The sequence below is a fragment of the Pseudoalteromonas marina genome (assembly GCF_000238335.3).
Taxonomy (GTDB): domain Bacteria; phylum Pseudomonadota; class Gammaproteobacteria; order Enterobacterales; family Alteromonadaceae; genus Pseudoalteromonas; species Pseudoalteromonas marina.
The window spans coordinates 82,183-103,898 of the sequence record NZ_AHCB03000007.1 but is presented as its reverse complement, the minus strand read 5'-3'; the positions used below and the strand labels follow the sequence as shown (position 1 = coordinate 103,898).

The window sequence follows — 21,716 nt, the reverse complement described above, 5'->3', positions numbered from 1 at the left end:
AAGGTAATTAAATTAGGCCAAAGGTGGCTGAATACCAAGAGAAAGAAAGCAATATCAACTCAGTTAACGCTGGACTAAACAATGGTAATCTGAAGAGGAGGCAAAAGCCACTTTCTTGCGAAAGTGGCTTTTGTCCTATTGTTAAGCTTAGGACAAAGTTAGCTCTTGAATAAGACGAATAGGCTCACCATCAACATTTAAAATGGCCTTTACAGAAATCTGTTGTGGTTTGTCAGTTTTTGTTACTTTGAAGGTGTATGTTTTTTGTTCATAAGGTGCTATATCAACACTTTTCTGTTGAGATTTTGCGGGGGTGGCTTGCTCGAATAATGTTGAGGTTAGAATAATATCCCCAGTTGTTTCTCCAGAATAAGGCCCAGATAAATTAAACGCTACTAACCAATGGTCTTCATGCTCTTTCGTTTTTACTATATTGAACTCAACGCCATTAAACGGGGTTACTCGCCTTGAGAGCGTAGTTTGGTGCGTTAACGACTTCCATTTGAGAGTTTGCGCAATAGTAATCTTATCAGCATTTATTTCTGTTGGCAGTGAGATATTATGTGTTCCTGAAGTCAAGTTGCGTTTTAGCTGATGAGTTTTGCTTGGCTTATCAGCGCTATCTATGAGTGTTACTTGTGCAGTAATTTCTAAAGGGGAATCAGTTGGATTGACAACTTTTAAAAAAGGCTTCTGTTGGTGATAATAAATATCAGATTTAATCCCGGAAAGTGTACTAAAACCAGCATTATTTAATGTGGCTATATATTGACTTTCTAAGGCCTCTAGTTCAGAACTGGCTTCATCGTGCAGCTCTATAGAGGGTAATTTTGCTAAAATATTACTCAACTCAAGATCGCATTGTGGTATAAATCTCGCGTGTTGCTGGCAGGTTTTAAACACTCGGTTTAATAGAGCATAATTTTTAAAAAGCCAAGGGTTTGTAAGCGCATTCTCTGCTGTGACAGACACCAAGCGAGTGGGGGTAGGGTTAAATAAGTACGGAGTGATTTTATGGTTGTTATTTTGACCTAATAAGCTGATCTTTTCGCTGTTAAGTGTTGAAATCATTTGCTTATTCAGGGGAATAGAAAATTGTTGGGTTACTTTTTGACTGTCACTTTGAGCGTGTAAGTTAATGCTTAATTGTGCTTGCTCGAGCGTTAGGTTTATTGCAAGTTTCTTATCTGCAATTAATGCACTTTTTATCTCAGGTGTCAGGGCTATTTGCTTTGCTTTAAAGTTATCGTAGCTTTGTGCATTTATAATTAAGTGACTGCCATCTTCAATAAGCAGCATCAGTAATTGATCATCATTCACTTGCTCTTCACCAATAAAAGTGCGGCGATATTGTAGATTTTGTTGGTCACGCTTTCCTTGTAATGCTATGCCAATTTTTCCTCGATGTAATTGAGCAGCTTCGAACTCGATTAGCGCGGCCACTTGGTTTTTATTTGCTACATCAATGAGTGAACTCGGTTTTGGCGCTGGAAAGTCCATGACTGGGTGGTTGGCAGCAGAGGGGGGATTAATATCTAATCGTGATAACGCCGTTGATTGAGTATTACGTAGCCAGTAAGCGTTACCGTCTTGCTCCCAAGGGCCTGATACAATATGGAAACTAGGTTGGATATTTTCTACAAAATCAGCAAAACCTTGTTCTATTTCCGACCAATTTTTAAAAGTACTTTTAAGCAGTGAGTTAGCTGTTGAAAGTGTGGCTTCGCTGTGTGGGTTCGCTAGTCTTAGCTCTTCAATAAAGTGAGCAAAGTACTGTGCCCGTTCAGGAGAGCTTAAAAGGTAATGAATTATAAAAAAATTAAGTCCACGTTTTAGTGCAGGATCGTCATTTATTTCTTCAATTGTAGGTTTATTTGCACTGTAATATTGTTTTAAACCGGTTTCAATGTAATTCATTGGAGCGCGATCAAATACCATAACGGTGAGTTGTTTGTGCTCAGGGTCATAAACATGGTGAGCAATAGAATCAGCTAAACCTTCGGTGATCCAATTAGGCGCCCACGTAGAATGGCCGTTTAATGCCATATGAAAAGCGTGCATGGTTTCATGAATAACAATATAGCGCTGATGGTGCTCACGGTGGCTGGGGAAATTATATCCGGCACGGTTATAAAACATGGTTTCACCACCGGCCGTTTTATGTACCCCACGTAAAAAACCATCATCAAGCATGGCTTCTCGTACACGGGAGCGACTACTACCATAAACAACTGCAATGCGTTGGCGCTCAATATTTGGGGGAGCCATACCAAATAAAGCAACATAATGTGGATATGCCATTTCAAGTAGCTCTAAGTATAGCGTGACCTTCTCTTTGGGTAGATCACTTTTTAGCGCAAAGTGCTTACTTACCCACCAGTTGTAGCCCCGACTATTTCCTATTTTGCCATCGCTGTATGTATATGGAATTGCTTTTCCTAAAAACTCAATATCGATATTATTGAGTGTGCTGGTATAGCCCTGCACGGTAATGTTTGCTTGCATTTTACTTGGGCTGCTTTTTATATTGCCAATACTAGGCTTATTATTCGCACTAGAATTAGGCGTGGGCTGACAGGCAGTGAGTAGTAAAGTTAATAATGTGAGAGATATAATTTTTGTCATTTTATTTGCTTTAAGTGTATATTGTATGCAATATAAAATACTGTGTTTAATTGAAAAAGTAAACTATGAATAATAACCAACAATTACAATCAGCAGCACAGCAGGGAACCGAGAAAAATAAACAAACTTGGCGTAGCTTTGGATTAGGTTTCTATTTGGCTAATACCATGGAAATTTTTGAGCGTTTAGCTTGGTATGGTTTCTTTGCTGTATCATCGGTGTATATGACCACACCCGTTGAACAAGGGGGGGTCGGATTTAGTGATGCAGAGCGAGGTGCAGTACAGGGGATAATTCCGTTTTTTTTATATTTATTACCTGTGATCACTGGGGCTTTTGCCGATCGCTATGGCTATAAAAAAATGTTTACATGCTCATTTATTGTGATGGCGCCGAGTTATTACTTTTTGGGTCAAGTGACAGACTTTAATTCGTTCTTTATGATTTTAATGTTAGTCGCTTTTGGTGCATCCTGCTTTAAGCCTGTGGTAGTTGGCACTATAAGTCAAAACACTAACGACAGTAACCGGGGTTTAGGCTTTGGTATTTTTTACACTATGGTTAATTTGGGGGGCTTCATAGGCCCGTTAGTGGCTGGGTATTTACGGACTATTAGTTGGGATGCGGTATTTATTATGTCGGCATCTTGGATAGTTGTTAATTTTATTCCATTGCTCTTTTACCGTGAGTCAAGCAGCAAACTACGTAGCAGCATAGGGGCGGCAGCGGTTTTACAGCAAGCTCAACATGTTTTGGGTAACAGCCGTTTCGCATTATTACTGTTTACCAGTGTAATTATTTTAATGACGGGGGGAGTTAGCTGGTTAACATATACTCAAGCTTTTTCGCTAATTACGATTTGGTTAGCTGCGAACTGGTTATGGGATAAGTGCGTAAGCGTGCAAAAAGCGTCTAAATGGTATCTACAACCGGTGAGGGTTAGCAATCGTAGTTTTGCACTATATTTAGCAATATTAACGGGGTTTTGGACGGTATATAACCAACTTTTTTATACTCTACCTCTGTTTATACGTGACTATATTGATACTCAAGATTTAGTTGCACTCTTGAGTTACTTTGGTCAATCAGCAGTGGATTTTTTTGCTTATGTTGATATTCAAGCTTTAAGTAACAAACTGCAAACACTGGCTGCTACTCAAAGTCTAACACCAGTCAAAGAGATAAATTTAGAGGCAGTGCGTCTAGAGTTAGTCCACTTAAAAGTCAATGTTCCTGTTGCTGAAATAGCGTTATTTTTTAAACAAGCTAGTGCTTCTAACTTTTCAGCTGAGCAAAGTATGCAAGTGGCGCAGCAGTGGCTTAAATACCGACAGGTAAACCCTGAATACCTGATTAATTTAGATTTTGCAGCTATTGTTCTGTTACAAATAATAGTAAGTGTTAAATGTCAGCATTTTAAAGTTATATCTGTCCTAATAAGCGGTTTAATTGTCACAGCAGGTGCTTTTTTAGTGTTGTTATTAATGAGTGCGGGGGTATTACTAAGCCAGTTGGGAGGTTTAGTAGTGGTAACGGTTATATTATTAATTGCTTTTGGTGAAATGCTCACCTCTCCAAAAAGCCAAGAGTATGTAGCCAGCATAGCTCCAAAAGGCAGTGCTGCTATGTTTATGGGTTATTACTTTGTATCTATGGCATTAGGCTTTTTATTTGCTGGATTTTTGTCTGGGTGGAGTTATGGTTACCTAGTCAAAGAGATAAAATCCCCCGAAATCATGTGGCTATTATTTGCAGGCATTGCACTAGTTACCGGATTTGGTTTTTATTTATTAGCGCGATACAAAAAGGGCTAAATAAATGATTTTTAAAAATCTGTTTATTTTAATCACCGTACTTTTAATCAGTCATTGTGAAGCTGCTGCTAGTGAGGTGGTTGATTATAAAAACTTAATAGATAGAACCGGCAGCCCATATTATATGCAGGAATTTGAGCAAGGCGATCATCAACGTTTTAGCCCTCTTTTTGATTTAGGCGCATGGCATGGACATTTGCTACCAACAGATGAAAACGCCGGCGCGTTCACCGGGCCTGCTATTGTTACTGAGGAGTATTTAAATTTTATAGCACCTTATTTAGAAAAGCTGACTGTTTATAAAGGCCAGAAAATTGACGAGGCCAATAAAGTGAAGCTAGCAATGCGGGCTTACAGCGAACCCGGCGCGTTAGTGCAAGAGCTAAGCGGTGATGGGGTAAACATAACGCTTACTTTGCGCTTTGTGACAAATCGCACTTCATTAGTTAAAACACAGATTAAAACTACTGAGCCTATTACATTACATTTCACAGGAAAACTTATAAACCATTTACGTGCTAACAATGGCACCGAAAAAGCGGGGCGTTCGCCATTTGTGGTTTATCCGAAATTAAACCCCCGATGGCAAGTCACCAGCAATAGTATTGCGATTAGTTTTGGCAAAGTAAGGGCGCATGGACATCTGCTCACCTCGGGGAGTTCACAGTTATTGCTTAAAAAAACGTTAGCGGTTAAAACACGTCATGACGACCTAAGTTACTCAAGCAAAACGCACATAAAAAACAATCGCACATTCTACACAAGCTATTCATATTTATTAAATAATCAAGACGTGGTACGTGAAAGAGAGATTGTTGATGAAATTTTAAAGCAACCCGAACATCATTTATCACGTAGTAAATTACGTTGGCAAGAGTATATAAATAAAGCGACACAGCCAATTAGTAACAAGCAGCCAGCCTTACAAAAACTTGCGGTAAAAAGTGTTGAAACGTTAATTGGAAATTGGCGCAGTAAAGCTGGTGCAGTAGGTTTTGATACCGTTAGTCCTGCCGTGACCGGTCGCTGGTTTTCAGGTAATCAAACTTGGCCTTGGGATAGCTACAAGCAGGCATATGCACTGGTAACATTTAATCCAGAGCTTGCTAAACAAAATTTGAATGCTGTGTTTGAGCATCAAATAACGCCAGACGATGCTGTCAGGCCATGGGATGCTGGATTTATACCTGACTTAGTGGCCTATAATTTTAGTGCAAAACGCGGTGGGGACGGCACAAATTGGAATGAGCGTAATACTAAGCCAAGCTTGGCAGCTTGGGCTGTGTGGCAGGTGTTTGAAAATACAGGCGATACTCAGTGGCTCGCGCACATATACCCTAAACTAGTTGCTTATCGTGAATGGTGGCTACGCAATCGTGATCATAATAAAAACGGTGTGCCAGAGTATGGTGCCACTGTTGATAAAGCTCATAATACTCGTGACGAAAAGTTATTATTTAAAGTAAAAACCTCGGCAGGTTGGCGAACAAGAAGTGGCTTAAAAAGCTATAGGACTTACCTAAGCGATGAAGCAACCTTAGAAATTAAAGTTCCGGCACAAACAGCCGCATCTTGGGAATCTGGTCGTGATGATGCTGCTGTGTTTGGTTTTATAAATAATCAACAGTTAAATCGTTATATAAAAAACGGCGGGATTCGTGGTGACTGGCACGTTGGTTTTGCAGAAAATCGTAATGATACAGGTACATTAGTTGGGTATTCATTATTGCAAGAATCTGTGGATCAAGCCTCATATATGGCTGCTGATAACCGTTATTTAAGTAAAATAGCGAAGCAGCTTAAGTTACCGCACCAAGCAAGTTACTTTTTAAGGCAAGCAGCTCAGTTAAGGGATTATATCAATCGGTGCATGTTTGATAAAAATACAGGCTTCTACTACGACATTGAAATAGCAGATACGCCCTTAGCGAATGGTTGCGCTGGGAGGACTTTAGTAAAAAGAGGCAAAGGTCCTGAAGGGTGGTCACCGTTGTTTAATCAAGTAGCGAGTATGGAACAGGCCAGTGATGTGGTAAAAACAATGCTTGATAACAATGAGTTTAATACTTACGTTCCGCTTGGCAGTGCTGCGCTGACTAATCCGGCTTTCGGTGCGGATATTTATTGGCGTGGACGAGTATGGCTTGATCAAGCTTACTTTGGGTTAGTAGGTATGAGTCATTACGGTTATTGCAAACAAGCTCAGCAACTAAGTGAAAAGCTATTAAATCATGCCAATGGTTTGCTTTCTAATGCACCAATACGTGAGAACTATAATCCGCTTAATGGTGAGCAACAAGGAGCGCCTAACTTTTCATGGAGCGCAGCACACTTATTACTAATTGCTCAAAAGCAAGGTAAATGGTGCCAATAATTGACACTGTTTAATTCAGTTCACCAGACTAATCACACTATGGCATAAATTAATCACCACTGCTTAAGCTTCACAAATCACAAGAGAACCAACACAAACAGAATATTGTATACAATATTCTGTTTGTGTTAGTATTTATAGGAGTTACCTTATAAGCAACAGGAAATATGATGAAAACAACGAACACAGATTGGCGCTTTTCAGTTATGCCGGCCGTATTCACATGGCTAAAAGAGCCTGAATCTGGGGTACTTGAAATTGATTTTGATACAACAAAAAAGTACGCTGCAGAAATTTTAAAAGTACAAGGGAAAGGCGGTAGCAAAATGGGGGGGCTTGTTGGCTCAGGCACATTAGGTGAAAATAGTTATCTAAGTGTTGAACAGCGCCTTTCTTTACTAGAGGCTCTTTCTGATGTTGCAAAAGAATACGGTGTCCCACTGATCAGTGGTGCTGCGGCAGAAACGAAAGAAGAAATAGCTGAAATTGTAAAGCAACTCGCATCTGTTGGCGTAGATACAGTCATGGTTATGCCACCAAAAACCAAAGAAGCACCTAGTGATGAAGATATGTATGAATATTATGCGCTTTGTGCAACAGCAGCTAAAGAGGCTGGCATTACAATTATGCCTTATAACAACCCTGATGCAGCGGGCTATCATGCACTGTCAACAGAGCTTCTTAAAAAACTTGCTGCGCTTCCAGAAGTTACTGCGTTAAAAATATCGACGTCAGACGTTTCAATCATTGAGACGATAATGTTAGAAAACAAAGATGCAAAAATTTTGGCAGGTGTAGACACTGTCACTGTGCATGCCGGACTAGCAGGAGCATGTGGCGGGATCACAGGTGTAGGTTGTATCTTTCCAAAAGCGAGTGTGACGATGCAGGAGTATGTAAATAAAGGGGAATGGGCTGAGGCTAACAAAATTTCTCAGGCTATGAATTCCATCTCTTACTTGGATGCTCAACCGCTACTTATGGAGTACCTGAAGTGCGCATTTGGAATTCATCATGACGATAAGGATGGTGGACTTCGTACTTTCGGTAATAAATTAACTCAACAGCAAATTGATGACGTTCGTGCAAGATATCTTTTAGCACGAGAGAGGCTTAAAGCTTTGGACTTGTTAGGCTAATTCGTTGTCTAGTTCTTTCAAGTACTAATTAGCTGCACGGTAAGTATTCGCCGTGCAGCAATGAGTATATTTATCTTATAACCCAAATGGGTTTTCGAGGCTATGAGCGGGTTCAGTGAACCACTTTGGACCATTTTCAGTAATATAAAAGTGATCCTCTAAACGCACACCAAATTCACCAGGTACAACTAGCATTGGCTCATTACTAAAGCACATACCTGCGGCTAGAGGTGTTTTATCGCCGCCGACTAGGTAAGGCCATTCATGGATGTCTAAGCCTATACCATGACCGGTACGGTGTGGGCAGCCAGGTGTTTGATACTCAGGGCCAAGGCCTTGCTCTGCTAAGTATGAGCGGGCAGCGTTGTCGACACTCTCACAACTTTGACCTGTTTGAGCTGCATCAAAAGCGGCCATTTGTGCGGCTTTTTCATAATTCCAAAATTGGCGTTGGCGGTCTGTAGCTTCACCAAATACGTAAGTGCGTGTAATATCTGATAAGTAGTCGTGTACTTTACAGCCAGTATCAATTAAAACCATATCTCCTTTTTTAAGAGTTTGTGGCTCTTTGACACCATGAGGAAATGATGTCGCGAGGCCAAACAAAACGATGCAAAAGTAGTTACCAGGCGCGCCAACTTTTTTGTGCGCCTGTTTAATAAATTCTTCTACCTCAGTTGTGCTTATACCCTCATATAGCATGCTGGCTGTGGCCTGATGAACTTTTAAGGTCATATCCATCGCACGCTGTATTAGCATTAGTTCATTGGCTGACTTATGCATGCGGCAATGAGCTGTAACAGGCTGTGCATTAACGAGGTTTAAGCCTGTTTGCGCTTTATTTATGCCATCGAAAATGAAAAACTGCGCGCTTTCGTCAATCCCTACAGTGCCGCTCTCAGCAATGCCCATTTCGGTGAGCACTTTGACAAATAATGCATAAGGACTTTCGTGTTCAAGCCAGCCGCGAATTGGGCCTTCTATAACTTTAAAGCCATTGAGAGAGCCAATTTCAAAATCAGGGGCTATATATTGTACTTCGCCCTTCGCGGGTAAAATAGCACCGACCATGCGCTCACTTGCGTACCAGCGCATACCCGTAAAGTAAGTAAGGTTAGTCCCTGCATTTAAGTAAATGGCATCAACATTATTGGCTTGCATATACTCTTGAGCACGGGCAATACGGGCTAGATGCTCATCAGCTTGAATGGGAATTAAATCGCGAGTCATATTGGAAAGACTAGCAAGTGCTTGTTCTTTCGTTTGAGTACTAATACCTTTGGTCATCATTAGGTTCTCCTATGTATTTGTTTAATTATAATTTTTAAAGAATTAGCGCATAAACCGGTTTATAGAATATGGCTCTAAATTTATGGAGGGGGCTTTATTGAGACACAAATCTGTAATTAACTCGGCAGTTATGGCTCCTTGTGTCAACCCTAAATGCTGATGACCAAAGGCAAAGTACAGGTTATTGTGATTGGGGGCTTGGCCTATTATAGGTAATGAGTCAGGCAATGATGGCCTACAGCCCATCCATGTAGTCGTGGCACTAAGAGGCTGGCTAGCTAATAACGCTTGTGCATGGGGCAGTAAAGCTAATGCACGTTTATTGTTAGCCTTTCTATTTATACCCGCAAACTCCACTGTGCCTGCCACTCTTAACCCTTGACTCATCGGGGTCATGATAAGACTCCGTTCAGCAGAAGCTACGGGCCGTGTTAGGCCATGGTTAATATTAACCATACAGTGGTAACCACGCTCGGTATCTAAAGGTGCTGTGTACCCAAGCGGCTCGATGAGAGAGGCACTCCAAGCACCCGCTGCGATCACGACTTTATCGAAATTGAGACTATCTTGTTCATCACTCACCATAAAACCTTCACTTTTAGGCGTGATAGCAACTACTTTCTGTTGACGAAATTGCCCTTTTAATAAACTGAACTTTTGCGCTAATTGGATACAAAATAAATGTGGTTCAATACTATGAGCAACGTCTTCAAATAATAAAGCGTGATTTATTTTGTCGGATAAACTGGGCTCTAGAGCATGTACTTGCTTTGTATCAAGTAGCTTTACTTTAATTCCTTGCGCTTGATACATAGCCAAGGTGCGCTGCACATCAACCAATGGGGTTTTTTCAAAGGTAAGTAAACTACCTTGTTTAGTAAGCAGGTGGCTCAGTTGATAGTTTGCTAATAATCTTTCATAAGCATGAATTGCATGTTCATTTAAGGCTTTGAGAGCGTGTGTATGTGCGATAAATCTGGCAGTAGGCATATTTTTAATAAACTGCCAAAACCAAGGGAGAGCTTTTATTGCATAGCGCCAATCAATGCGCAATGGTCCTAATGGGTTAAAAAGCATAGCAGGTAATTTTTTTAATAATGCTACCTGCGCTAGAGGAAATACCTGTTCGGTGGCAAAGTGCCCAGCATTACCTTTTGAACAGCCTTGCGCTAGGCCATTTTCATCGTATAGCGTCACTGCAAAGCCAGCTTGTTGTAACTGTAAAGCTGTGCAAATACCAATTACACCGGCACCGATCACGGCGACTCTTTGAGTTCTTGTATTGGTCAAAATTACCTTCCCCTGATGATAAAAGTAAAACGCTATACGTTTTTTAAAAAATAAATCGATATTGTATTTACTGACAAGTAGTAAGAAAAAACTCTACAAGCTCTTTCTAACTCATTTTTAGTTATAACTTTCAATTGGTTATGTGTAATTAGTTATTTGTAATCTTTTAAGGGTGTGTACCTATAAATTTAATATCAAAATAGGATATTGATTATTGTATACAATATACTTATCATATCAAGCATAAATTCAGTTCGGAATAGGCAAATGAAAACCAATTGGCATGGTATAAACCCAGCAATGGCCGCTCAGTTTAATAGTGATGAGTTAGTTAGCTCTACATGGCAACTAGTTGGCAGCGCTATAGTAAAAGCTATAGCAGATTTTAAACTACTGGTTGTAAATGAAAAAACTTCTTCATCAACGCTTAACGATACTGCGAAAGCGTATTGTGTTGATGTAAATAAACCTAAATTGGATTAAGTGATGCGCAAAGGAACATTTTTTTGTATAGATGGCCATACTTGCGGTAACCCTGTGCGGCTTATAACAAGTGGCCACCCTCTGTTACAGGGAAATACCATGAGCGAAAAGCGCCAGGACTTTTTAGCTAACCATGACTGGATCCGTCAAGCGCTCATGTTTGAGCCCAGAGGTCACGATATGATGTCGGGCGGTTTTTTATACCCACCTACTAGCGAAGATGGTGATGCAGCCATTTTATTTGTAGAAACTTCCGGCTGCTTACCTATGTGTGGTCATGGTACAATGGGTATTGTTACCTTCGCCTTAGAGCATGGTTTGCTACATGCTAAAACCCCCGGTACTTTAAAACTGGATACGCCAGCAGGACGAGTTCAGGTCAATTATGAAATGACTGGTGGTAAAGTGCAGTGGGTTAAAATTTACAATGTGCCTGCTTATTTAGCGCATCAGTCTATATGTATCAATATTCCAGAGTTGGGCGAATTAAAGGTTGATATCGCCTTTGGTGGTAACTTTTATATTATTGTTGAACCACAGGGCAACTTTAAAGGTATTGAACATTTTAGTGCAGGGCAATTACTCAAATACAGCCCATTAGTGCGTGATGCTATTAATACCAAAATACAATGTATCCATCCGCTCGACTCTACCGTTCAAGGTGCTAGCCATGTGTTATGGACTGGCTCACCCAAAAATTCCAACTCAGATGCGGCTAATGCGGTTTTTTATGGAGATAAAGCCATTGACCGCTCACCATGCGGAACAGGCACTAGCGCCCGCATGGCTCAGTTGTTTAGTAAAGGCTTATTGCAGCAAGGCGATGCATTTATTCATGAAAGTTATATTGGCAGCCAATTTATTGGCTGTATAGAGCAGGTGTCTGAAGTGGCAGGTCAAACTGCTATTTTACCTAGCATTCGCGGCTGGTCTCGGGTAACCGGAACGAGCACCATTACAGTAGATGACGACGACCCATATGCCTATGGGTTTCAAGTAATTTAACGAGGAGAAAAGCATGACATTAACAGGACAAAGCCTAATTGCCGGACAATGGCAAGGTCGCGCTGAGCAAGGTGAATTTCAAGCCTTTTCACCGGCTAAAAATCAACCATTATCGACACGCTACTTTAATGTAACGAGTACTCAGTTAAATACGGCAGTTGATGCTGCTGATAATGCTTTTATCGAGTACAGAAAAACGAGTTTTAGTCAGCGTGCAGATTTTTTAGAGTGTATTGCAGAGCAAATTTTAGCACTTGGCGATGATTTACTAACGCAAACCGCGCAAGAAACCAATTTACCTATGGCACGCTTACAAGGTGAGCGAATGCGTACGGTTAATCAGTTAAAAGCATTTGCCAGTGCACTGCGTGAAAACCCAGATTCACCACTAGGTTTAAAGCTGCTTGATGAAGCTGATAGTAATCGCTCGCCACTACCTAAACCTCGTACAGAGCTTAATTACTTACCGCTTGGGCCTGTAGCTGTATTTGGTGCGTCTAATTTTCCGTATGCATTTTCAACACTCGGAGGGGATACCGCCGCCGCACTTGCAGCAGGCTGCCCAGTGGTTGTTAAAAATCATACTGCGCATCCAGGCACAGGGGAGCTAATGGCTCGTGCAGCGCTTGCTGCGATTAAAGAATGTGATATGCCGCTAGGTGTATTTTCAGTGCTGCAAAGTGATGTTTACGATATTTCGCATCAATTAGTCGCAGCTCCGGCCATTAAAGCAGTCGGTTTTACTGGGTCGTTTAATGTGGCTAACTTACTGCAAGCTACTATAGCGAAACGCCAAGAACCAATTCCATTTTATGGTGAGCTAGGTAGCATAAACCCACAAATAGTTTTACCCAATAAAGCGCAAAATGAAGGTAAAGCTATGGGTGAAGCTCTTTGCCAATCAATGCTAATGGGTAATGGCCAATTTTGTACCAGTCCTGGCTTATGGCTGGTACCAACGGGCTGTGATGAATTAGAAGCCGAGGTAGCCAACTGCATTAGTGCAGCCGCCTCAGATACTTTATTAACCCCAGGTATTGTGAAGACCTTTAAAAAGCAAGTTAGCCAGCGCAGTGAGCTCGAAAACGTAGAGCTTATTGCTAAAGGGGAACTCACAGAAGACTTTCATGGTAATGCCCACGTATTTGCATGTAATGTTGATACTTATTTAGCAACTCCAATGTTACGTGAAGAAGTATTTGGCCCAGCCGCTTTATTGGTTCGTTATGAAAGCATGGAGCAGTTAAGCTTACTAGTAGCAGCGCTTGAAGGGCAGCTTACGGCAAGTGTGCATGACAGCGCTGATGATTTAGCTAAAGCTGAACACGTTATAGAAGAGCTGAAATACAAAGTAGGGCGTTTAATACACAATCAAATGCCAACCGGCGTAGAAGTATGTGGCTCAATGAACCATGGTGGACCTTTTCCAAGCTCCACAGATGTTCGCAGCACTTCTGTTGGGTTAAATGCAATGTTGAGATTTTTGCGACCAATTTGCTATCAGTCTTAGTTAATTGTAGCGGGAGTGGAAATTGCATTTCCCGCTATCTCTTTATTATGAAGGATTCTAACTTGGCATGCGTGTTTTCATAGGTATAATGCATATTAAATGCAATTTATAGAAATTACTATGGCCATAGAACATAAAACTCGAACTCAGCTTGTTGCAGAAGCTATCCGCGAAAAAATTCTTTCAGGTGAAATCAAAGCGGGTGATCCGCTACGTCAAGCAGCATTAGCCACTGAGCTAAACGTAAGTCGGATTCCAGTACGTGAAGCTTTGCTTCAACTCGAAGCTGAAGGGTTAGTCAACTTTGAAGCTCATAAAGGTGCGACTGCTACACAGCTTTCGGCATCTCAAATTGATGAGATTTTTGATTTAAGAGCATTGCTCGAAGCGGAACTACTAAAGCATTCGATAAATAGCTTAACTGATCAGGATTTAATTGATGCAGAGCTAATATTAACTGAGCTCGAAAGCGCTATGGAGGCAGGTGATACTCATTTAGCTACTGGAGATTTAAATAGTCAATTTCACGCTAAATTATACTGTCGTGCTTCAAGACCACAAACCCGAGAGTTAGTTGATATGTATAGTAAAAACTCTGAGCGTTATGTACGTATGCATATTTTATTAGCTGGTGGTTTAACAACAGCTCCTGAGGAGCATCGTACTTTACTTGAGTTATGTCGTGCTAAAGACAGTAAAAAAGCCTGTGAATTTCTAAAAAATCATATTGTTAAAGCTAAAAACGATATAAAAAAATTACTCATAAAATTAGAAGACGAAAAAAGTAAATAAAAAGTATACGTGGCAATGAATACAGGCTACTAAACTCTAATTTATAACTTTAGGCATCGCTTTAGCTTTCCAGCAGCAATAAGACAGTAGCGATGTCTTCCTTCCTTTTTATTATTCCAATTAACACCATAAATAGCTCCTTTCTGTTGGGTCGAAAGTTCATAAATTTTTTTACTATTAAGATCAGTTGGTTATTTTTTAATGTGAATTTTATGTATATTTAATATTGTATACAATATGTAATGTGTGTATATTTTTGTTGTCGAGGTTAGACAGACAACAAAAATCAAAGGAACATTTACATGTTTACATATAATAAGAAGCAAACTCGGGGAACAGGCGTAAAAACGTTATTAGCAACGGCGGTAACAGCAGCATTAATGATGGCTCCTGCTGTTAAGGCCGTTGATGGTAGCAGCATTGTTAAAGGTCATGTAGTGGCACAAGCTGGCAACGATTTAACAGGGGCTACAATAACTTTAAAACATAAAAGTAAAGGCTTAGTGTATACCATTATCAGTAATAATGATGGTGACTATTTACTGCGCAATGTGCCAGTGGGCACTTATGATGTAACCATTAGTAAAGAAGGTTTTGAGCCATTAGTTGAAGAAAATGTCGCTGTGACGATTGGGCAATCCATTATTCTCGATGCACAATTATACAAAGCAGGTAGCGATATTGAGCGTATTGCCGTTACGGGATCCGCCATTCGCCGTGTTGATATGGCCTCATCTACTTCGGGTTTAACATTCAGTGATGCTGAATTAAAAGCAATGCCAGTAAACACAGGGTTTGAAAGTATCGCTTTACTAGCTCCAGGCACTGCCGCTCCGGGCGGCGCAAATTTTAATGGTGCGTCGAGCTTTGGTGGTTCATCAGCAGCTGAAAATGGTTATTACTTTAATGGCTTAAACGTAACCAGTATTCGTACAGGTCTGGGCTCAATTCGCTTGCCATGGGAAGCTATTTCACAAACGCAAGTGAAAACAGGGGGTGTTAGTCCAAAATTTGGTGGAGCACTTGGCGGTATTGTTAATGCGGTGTCTAAATCGGGCGATAATGATTTTAACTTCGGGGCAGAAGTACGTTGGGATCCTGATAGTTTACGTAGCCAGCACGATTCTATTTATCAAGAAAATGGCACAATTAGCACCAATACACAGCAAAGTAGTTACGACTTTAAAGAACTGCAGTTATGGGCTAGTGGTGCAATCATCGAAGATACCCTGTTTTTTTATGGCTTATTCGCACCTCGCCGTGAAGAGTCTACAGGCGCAGGGCAAACAACTTTTTCTGACTTTGAGCGTGATGAAGACCGCTGGTTCACAAAAGTAGATTGGTTTATAAACGAAGATCACTCTGTGGGTTTTTCAGCGATGAATAATAAGCGCACTTGGACCGATAAAACCTTTGCTTATAGCTGGCAAGAGGATGTGATTGGTGAGCAACAAGGTGTGGATGCGCCAGGGGAAGATGGCGGTAAAGTATATAGCTTAAATTATAATGGCTACCTAACTGATACTTTTTCTGTTTCAGCAGTCGTTGGGCGAGTGACTGAAAACGTTGAAAATGTGGTTGCATCACCAAAGCCAGGTGTTTGGGATGAACGTGATGGCTTTGTCACTTTGAGTCAACATACAAACTCGTCTGTGACTGAACAAGAGTTTACGCGCGACCAAGCAAGAGTTGATTTCAACTGGGATCTAGACATGCACTCAATCCAGTTTGGTGTCGATTACACTAATGTAAAAGTTGATTACTTTGAAGGCCAAAACGGCATAGGTGATGCAGAGGGTTGGTGGACAGTTAAAACTGCCGGTGAAAATGATATATCAGGTGCACCTTTGGGGAGTGACTATATAGAAAGACGAGTACGAAGTCGCGAAGTCGATTCTGATACAACTTCACTCGCTTTTTATATTAATGATTCATGGCAAGCAACCGATAGTTTAGTGCTTAACATGGGGCTACGCTATAGCCAGTTTGAAAACACGGTATCAGATGGTCGTGCCTTTGTTGATATTGACAATCAAATAGCACCGCGTTTGCAAGCTATTTATGATGTGTCGGGTGATGGCAGTGCTAAGATCTTTGCTACATATGGACGTTATTTCCAACCCGTATCTGCGAACATGAATATAACTCAAGGATCTGCTTCGATTGAATGGTTTGAGTACTTTGAGTTAGATGAACTAGACGCAAACGGTGCACCAAGTTTAATGGCTGATGGCTCGCCAAGCAGAGGAGATATGCTGCGAGATAGGCGTTGGCGCCAGCGTGGTATTACTGAACCAGGGTTGATTGCTTCATCTGCATTAAAACCAATGTACAGTGATGAATTTACTATCGGCTATCAGCAAGAAGTGTTCGATACTATGTCAGCAGGTGTACGCGCTATTTATCGTGATCTTGGACGCAGTGTTGAAGACACTGATGTCGGCCCGGTATTAGCTAAAAAGCTGGCAGAAATGGGCATTACCGATAACGTGGGTCAAGGCTCTTATTATGTGCTTAATAACCCAGGTGAAGCTATTCAAATGTCATATGATTTTGACGGTGATGGGCAGATTGATGAGGTTAATTTAAGTGCTGATGAACTTGCTTTACCAGAGGCGAAGCGAAAGTACTTAGCACTTGAGTTTACCTTAGACGGCAATGTGACGGATGATTTACGTATTAACACCTCATATACCTGGTCGCATAGTTATGGTAATACTGAAGGATTAGTTAAAACGGATAATGATCAAGCCGACCCAGGCTGGACAACTTCTTATGACTACGGTGACTTGATGGATCACGGTTATGGTAATTTACCTAACGACCACCGTCATGCTCTTAAATTTAGTGGTGCCTACAATATTACTGAAGCATTGACAGTAGGTCTTGTTGCCCGGACTACGTCAGGCCGCCCCAAAAGTTACTTCTCAGTTCATCCAGCGGGCGTTGATAGTTGTGCTGAAGGGAATCCATGGGATGCGTGTATTAGTCAATATTATGATCAAGCATCACATTACGATGAAAATGGTAATCCAGCTCCTCGTGGTAGCAAAGGAAACCTACCTTGGTTAACGAATATCGATATGTCATTGACCTATTACACGGACTTTTTTGGTACCAATATGACTTTAAAAGGCACCGTCTATAACTTATTTGATGGTGATAGTGCTATGTCAATCAATGAAGAGCGTGCGCAGTACGGTGATAATGGCTTAGAACTGAATCCAGACTATGGACTCGTGACGGGGCGTCAAGGCGCGCGTTATGTGTCTTTACTTGCACGTATAGAGTTTTAACTCCCTAGTGAAACAGCTGTTTGAAAACAGCGGACTAAGCTATTTATCTTAGGGTAATTTAGTGTGTTGTTTTGATGTTTAAGCACATGCTCATTTGAGCCATACAGCCTTAATGCTGAGCAGGAAACTGCTTGGCATTTTTCGTATAAATTTTAAGGTTAACTATGACGAACAGTTTATATTCTCATTGGCAACAGCCTAAAGATGGTTGGCTGCAAGTGGATACTCTTGATATGCATACCGGCGGTGAACCTTTACGCATAATCATTGATGGGTTTGCTGAACTACAAGGGCAAACCATGATTGAAAAGCGAGCTGATTGCCTAACAAGATTCGATCACCTACGTAAAGCACTGATGTTCGAACCCCGAGGTCATGCTGATATGTACGGCGCGTTGATCACAAAACCTGAACGTAAAGATAGCCATTTTGGCGTACTGTTTTTACATAATGAAGGCTATAGCACAATGTGTGGTCACGCTATCATTGCGCTTGCCACAGCAGCTAAAGATAGCAGCATTTGCAACTTTATTGAAGGCGTTAATGAATTACGTATAGATACACCTGCAGGGCTTATCAAGGCGTATATTACTCTTCGAAATAACCAACTAATAAGTGTTTGTTTTGATAATGTTGCAAGTTATGCAGAAAAACTTGATATGCCAATAGAGATACCTCTGTTTGGTACCGTCAATTGTGATATTGCTTATGGCGGCGCTTATTATGCTTTTGTAGATGCTGATACTTTGGATGTAAGTTTGGCGCCCAACAATCATGAACAAATTATTAGCTTAGGAAAAATCATTAAGCAGGATGTTAATAGCCACTACCAACCAAAACACCCGACCGATGATGCATTAAGTTTTTTATATGGGGTGATTTTCTATTCAAATTCACAAAAAAGTCATTCTGTATTTAGCCGCCATGTCTGCATTTTTGCTGAGGGCGAATTAGATCGCAGCCCTACTGGTACCGGCGTGAGTGCCAGAGCTGCATTAGAGTTTGCAAAAGGCAGGCTTAAATTAGGACAGCAAATAAAAATAGAGAGTATTTTAGGCTCTATATTTTCAGTTGAGCTAAAAGCGCAACGCATGTTAGCTGATACCCATGCAGTAATACCTAGAGTGAGCGGTGAAGCTTTTGTCACTGGCAAACATACTTTTTTAATTGATCCAAATGATCCCCTAAAGCAAGGATTTATATTTCGATGAAAAATCAATTTACCTCTCGCCAACAATTACTAAAGCAGGCATTAAAAAAAAATGGGTTAACAGCGCTACTCGTATTAGGCCATGAAAATATTCGTTACTTAAGTGGCTTTAGCGGTAATGCTGCTTACGCGTTAATAACTGCGGAGGAAAGTGTACTAATAACCGATTATCGCTATTTTGGCCGAGCTCAAGAAGAGTCTATTGGCTTTGAGGTTGTCAGCCGTGATCGTGATAGTGAAACATTAGGTCAGTGCATAAATCGTTTTTTAACGACTAATAGTCAATTAGGTTTTGATGCCGCTTTTATTGATGTTGCGCTTTGGCAGCAAGTGGCAAGTGAGTTAACTAGTCATACAGTTACACAAGTTACCGGTATGGTTGAACGTTTACGCATGGTTAAAAATGATTGGGAAGTCGAGCAAATAAAAGCGGCTGCGGCCATTGCTGACGAAGCGCTTAGACAAACATTACCCTATTTTAAAGAAGGTGTAACAGAGCGAGACCTAGCGCTGGAACTTGAATTCAGAATGCAAAAACTAGGCTCTGAAGGAATGTCGTTTGCCACTATTTTAATGTTTGGAGAGCGTTGTGCACTGCCTCATGGCAGCCCGAGTGAACGTACTCTATCTAAAGGTGATTTTATTACTCTTGACTTTGGCGCAGTGGTGAATGGTTACCGCTCTGATATGACTCGCAGTTATGTACTTGGTAAAGCTTCAAAGAAACAATCAGCAATCTATCAAAGCGTAAGCAATGCTCAGCAAGCAGCGATCAACCTACTCAAAGCAGGTGTTGACTGTCTAGACTTACAAAATATCTCACAGAAAGTACTCGATGACTCTGGTTTTGGTAAATGGGCAGGGCAAGGGTTGGGTCATGGAGTTGGCTTGTTTTTACATGAGTTGCCCTTTATTAATAAAAATTGCCGTCATGTATTAGAGGCAGGTAATGTGATCACGATTGAACCTGGTATTTACATTCCGAATTTTGGTGGTGTGCGAATAGAAGACGATATTTTAATAACTCAAAATGGTTATGAAGTATTAACCCAGGCTCCTAAGCCGTTCGAATTGGAGGGGTAGGATGAAAGTAATAGATCAAACGCAAATTGATGCTGTCCTAGATTTTGACTCGCTTCGCATTGCTTTACAAAAAGGGTTTGCTCAGCAGTTTACTATGCCCAAGCGTCATGTGTATGAGTTAGATAAAACAGACACAAACCATGACGCATTTGCCGTATTACCAGCATGGAATGAACAGGTTATTGGAGTAAAGGCATTTACCTACTTTCCAAGTAATACTGATAGTGAGTATGCGTCACTTTATTCAAAAATAATGCTGTTCTCTCGCGCTCATGGTGAACCTCTTGCTCTAGTTGATGGTACACGTGTAACACTTTGGCGCACAGCTGTAGTATCTGCTTTGGCAAGCTACTATTTATCGCGAAAAGATAGCCAGCATTTAGTGTTTTTTGGCAGCGGCAATTTAGCTGAGTATATGGTTCGAGCACACTTGAGTGTGCGCGATTTTAAATGTGTAACGTTAATTGGGCGTAATCAAGATAAAGTTGCTGTTTTACACAATAGCTTACAGCGTGCATTTACTGATATTGAGTTTGTTATCGGACAAAGTTGTGAAAAAGTTATTAAAAGTGCCGATGTGATCAGCTGCGCAACAGGTTCACCAACGCCATTATTTAAAGGTGGTTGGTTAAAGCCTGGTACGCATGTTGATTTGATTGGTAATCATCGCTGCGACTCGCGCGAATGTGACAGTGTTACTATCGCACAAAGTAAGGTATATGTAGATAGCAAGGAGAATGTTCTTGCTGAAGCTGGTGAATTGTTGATTCCTATTTCTGAGGGAGTTTTTGATGAAGCTAATATATCCGGCGAGCTTGCGGATCTAGCTAAAAAAAATAACTATGAGAGAAAATGTGAATCCGATATAACAGTATTTAAGTCTGTTGGCACAGCGTTAAGTGATCTTATAACTGCACATTATATTTATAAGTCATTAAAAAAATGAGTAGCTTATTACTTTTATTATTAGGGCTTTGTTTCGTTATGTTGAGCTTACTAACATTTATAAGATGGCTCAGGATTCGTTATGATAAGCACCATTGGCGAGTTTGTAAAATTGTAAACATTAACAATGTAATTGATAATAATGTGCGCAATTTAGAGCTTTTCTACTACAAAAAAATATTAGTCAGCTATGAATTTAAAAGCAATATTTATAGTGTTTATATTGCATTTGATCATCAGCTTATAGCCCAGTTTAAAAATGGGATTGATTGTACAATTTTAATTGACTCTAACAATCCTAATGTCACTTATCTGAATAGTAATTACTGGGTGAAGTACTGTGGAGTTTGGCTTTTTTCGGGCATTATTTTTATAGCTTCAAGTTTCTTAATCCACATCTGAATTGGGTATAATAAGAGAGCAGGTTAAGGTGTTTGCTTAAAGTGTGTTGTTTAGCTTTTTAAAAAATGTATCTTATTTTGTAAAAGTTAAAATAGCTTACGACAACTGGAAAATCTTTTTCCCTTTTAAATATTAGTTGACTATAGTTTTTTCTCAAAGTGGTGATGCAAATAAAAGGGACTCATAAGTATTAAATATTTAGGGTATACCTGTAATTAATAATTTAAAGGTTAGGCATATTTTATTCCTATAATCGATTGTCAGGGTATAGGTTTTTACTAAGGCTAAGTTGCAGGTTCGATCCCTACCGAGAGCGCCATTTGATTTAACTATGCCCAACACCTTACCTGCGTTTCACTCCTTTTCTAAGTATTAACCATCTTGCTTAAATAGATTTTACTGCCTATTGTTTTGATTATGATAGATATCTAATTACGCCATTGGTGCGTTGTGTTTGT

The 21,716-nt window shown here is 40.4% G+C and carries 14 protein-coding genes; 11 read left to right on the top strand and 3 right to left on the bottom strand.

What is annotated here, in order from left to right:
* Positions 1–147: 147 nt before the first annotated feature.
* On the bottom strand, positions 148–2,625 hold the full coding sequence (locus tag PMAN_RS11615) for a hypothetical protein (RefSeq protein ID WP_010557851.1): 2,478 nt from the start codon (positions 2,623–2,625) through the stop codon (positions 148–150).
* Between the two features lie 65 nt (positions 2,626–2,690).
* Between PMAN_RS11615 and PMAN_RS11610 the strand changes: the two genes are divergently transcribed.
* The 3 genes from PMAN_RS11610 (at position 2,691) to PMAN_RS11600 (ending at position 7,952) form a co-directional block, all read left to right on the top strand.
* A complete protein-coding gene (locus tag PMAN_RS11610) occupies positions 2,691–4,439 on the top strand; it encodes an MFS transporter (protein ID WP_010557850.1) in 1,749 nt (582 codons plus the stop codon).
* A gap of 4 nt (positions 4,440–4,443) precedes the next feature.
* On the top strand, positions 4,444–6,813 hold the full coding sequence (gene ygjK, locus PMAN_RS11605; RefSeq protein WP_010557849.1) for an alpha-glucosidase: 2,370 nt from the start codon (positions 4,444–4,446) through the stop codon (positions 6,811–6,813).
* A gap of 170 nt (positions 6,814–6,983) precedes the next feature.
* Positions 6,984–7,952 (top strand): dihydrodipicolinate synthase family protein, encoded by a 969-nt coding sequence (locus tag PMAN_RS11600; RefSeq protein WP_010557848.1) that lies wholly within the window; start codon positions 6,984–6,986, stop codon positions 7,950–7,952.
* Between the two features lie 75 nt (positions 7,953–8,027).
* Here PMAN_RS11600 and PMAN_RS11595 read toward each other — a convergent pair whose 3' ends face one another.
* A complete protein-coding gene (locus tag PMAN_RS11595; RefSeq protein ID WP_033035131.1) occupies positions 8,028–9,242 on the bottom strand; it encodes a M24 family metallopeptidase in 1,215 nt (404 codons plus the stop codon).
* 42 nt (positions 9,243–9,284) lie between these two features.
* Complete coding sequence (locus PMAN_RS11590) at positions 9,285–10,532, bottom strand: NAD(P)/FAD-dependent oxidoreductase (protein ID WP_033035128.1); 1,248 nt, start codon at positions 10,530–10,532, stop codon at positions 9,285–9,287.
* A gap of 267 nt (positions 10,533–10,799) precedes the next feature.
* Here PMAN_RS11590 and PMAN_RS11585 point away from each other — a divergent pair, with 267 nt between their 5' ends.
* From PMAN_RS11585 to lhpI, 8 genes are all read left to right on the top strand, one after another.
* Positions 10,800–11,015, top strand: a complete 216-nt coding sequence (locus tag PMAN_RS11585) for a hypothetical protein (RefSeq protein WP_010557845.1) — start codon at positions 10,800–10,802, stop codon at positions 11,013–11,015.
* 3 nt (positions 11,016–11,018) lie between these two features.
* Entirely contained in the window at positions 11,019–12,020 is a 1,002-nt protein-coding gene (locus PMAN_RS11580) for a 4-hydroxyproline epimerase (RefSeq protein ID WP_010557844.1), read from the top strand.
* A gap of 13 nt (positions 12,021–12,033) precedes the next feature.
* Positions 12,034–13,530 carry an aldehyde dehydrogenase (NADP(+)) gene (locus PMAN_RS11575; protein ID WP_010557843.1) on the top strand — a complete coding sequence of 499 codons (1,497 nt, stop codon included), beginning with the start codon at positions 12,034–12,036 and terminating at the stop codon, positions 13,528–13,530.
* A 120-nt stretch (positions 13,531–13,650) separates the two neighbouring features.
* Positions 13,651–14,322, top strand: coding sequence for a GntR family transcriptional regulator (locus tag PMAN_RS11570; RefSeq protein ID WP_033035134.1), 672 nt, complete (start codon positions 13,651–13,653; stop codon positions 14,320–14,322).
* A 302-nt stretch (positions 14,323–14,624) separates the two neighbouring features.
* Positions 14,625–17,618: a TonB-dependent receptor gene (locus PMAN_RS11565; RefSeq protein ID WP_010557841.1), complete on the top strand. Its 2,994-nt coding sequence runs from the start codon at positions 14,625–14,627 to the stop codon at positions 17,616–17,618.
* Positions 17,619–17,782: 164 nt separating this feature from the next.
* The gene (locus tag PMAN_RS11560; RefSeq protein ID WP_010557840.1) at positions 17,783–18,829 is read left to right on the top strand and encodes a proline racemase family protein; all 1,047 of its coding nucleotides are present in this window, start codon (positions 17,783–17,785) and stop codon (positions 18,827–18,829) included.
* The gene (locus tag PMAN_RS11555; protein WP_010557839.1) at positions 18,826–19,911 is read left to right on the top strand and encodes a M24 family metallopeptidase; all 1,086 of its coding nucleotides are present in this window, start codon (positions 18,826–18,828) and stop codon (positions 19,909–19,911) included. Before PMAN_RS11560 ends, PMAN_RS11555 begins: the two co-directional genes overlap by 4 nt.
* 1 nt (position 19,912) lies before the next feature.
* Positions 19,913–20,857, top strand: a complete 945-nt coding sequence (gene lhpI, locus PMAN_RS11550) for a bifunctional Delta(1)-pyrroline-2-carboxylate/Delta(1)-piperideine-2-carboxylate reductase (protein WP_010557838.1) — start codon at positions 19,913–19,915, stop codon at positions 20,855–20,857.
* Positions 20,858–21,716: the final 859 nt, after the last annotated feature.

What these genes read in the sequence shown, in the direction of transcription:
- PMAN_RS11575 (WP_010557843.1), top strand. Translation starts at nt 12,034, where the DNA reads ATGACATTAACAGGACAAAGCCTAATTGCCGGACAATGGCAAGGTCGC.
- lhpI (WP_010557838.1), top strand. Translation starts at nt 19,913, where the DNA reads ATGAAAGTAATAGATCAAACGCAAATTGATGCTGTCCTAGATTTTGAC.
- PMAN_RS11615 (WP_010557851.1), bottom strand. Translation starts at nt 2,625, where the DNA reads ATGACAAAAATTATATCTCTCACATTATTAACTTTACTACTCACTGCC.
- PMAN_RS11600 (WP_010557848.1), top strand. Translation starts at nt 6,984, where the DNA reads ATGAAAACAACGAACACAGATTGGCGCTTTTCAGTTATGCCGGCCGTA.
- PMAN_RS11580 (WP_010557844.1), top strand. Translation starts at nt 11,019, where the DNA reads ATGCGCAAAGGAACATTTTTTTGTATAGATGGCCATACTTGCGGTAAC.
- PMAN_RS11565 (WP_010557841.1), top strand. Translation starts at nt 14,625, where the DNA reads ATGTTTACATATAATAAGAAGCAAACTCGGGGAACAGGCGTAAAAACG.
- PMAN_RS11585 (WP_010557845.1), top strand. Translation starts at nt 10,800, where the DNA reads ATGAAAACCAATTGGCATGGTATAAACCCAGCAATGGCCGCTCAGTTT.
- PMAN_RS11610 (WP_010557850.1), top strand. Translation starts at nt 2,691, where the DNA reads ATGAATAATAACCAACAATTACAATCAGCAGCACAGCAGGGAACCGAG.
- ygjK (WP_010557849.1), top strand. Translation starts at nt 4,444, where the DNA reads ATGATTTTTAAAAATCTGTTTATTTTAATCACCGTACTTTTAATCAGT.
- PMAN_RS11570 (WP_033035134.1), top strand. Translation starts at nt 13,651, where the DNA reads ATGGCCATAGAACATAAAACTCGAACTCAGCTTGTTGCAGAAGCTATC.
- PMAN_RS11595 (WP_033035131.1), bottom strand. Translation starts at nt 9,242, where the DNA reads ATGATGACCAAAGGTATTAGTACTCAAACGAAAGAACAAGCACTTGCT.
- PMAN_RS11555 (WP_010557839.1), top strand. Translation starts at nt 18,826, where the DNA reads ATGAAAAATCAATTTACCTCTCGCCAACAATTACTAAAGCAGGCATTA.
- PMAN_RS11560 (WP_010557840.1), top strand. Translation starts at nt 17,783, where the DNA reads ATGACGAACAGTTTATATTCTCATTGGCAACAGCCTAAAGATGGTTGG.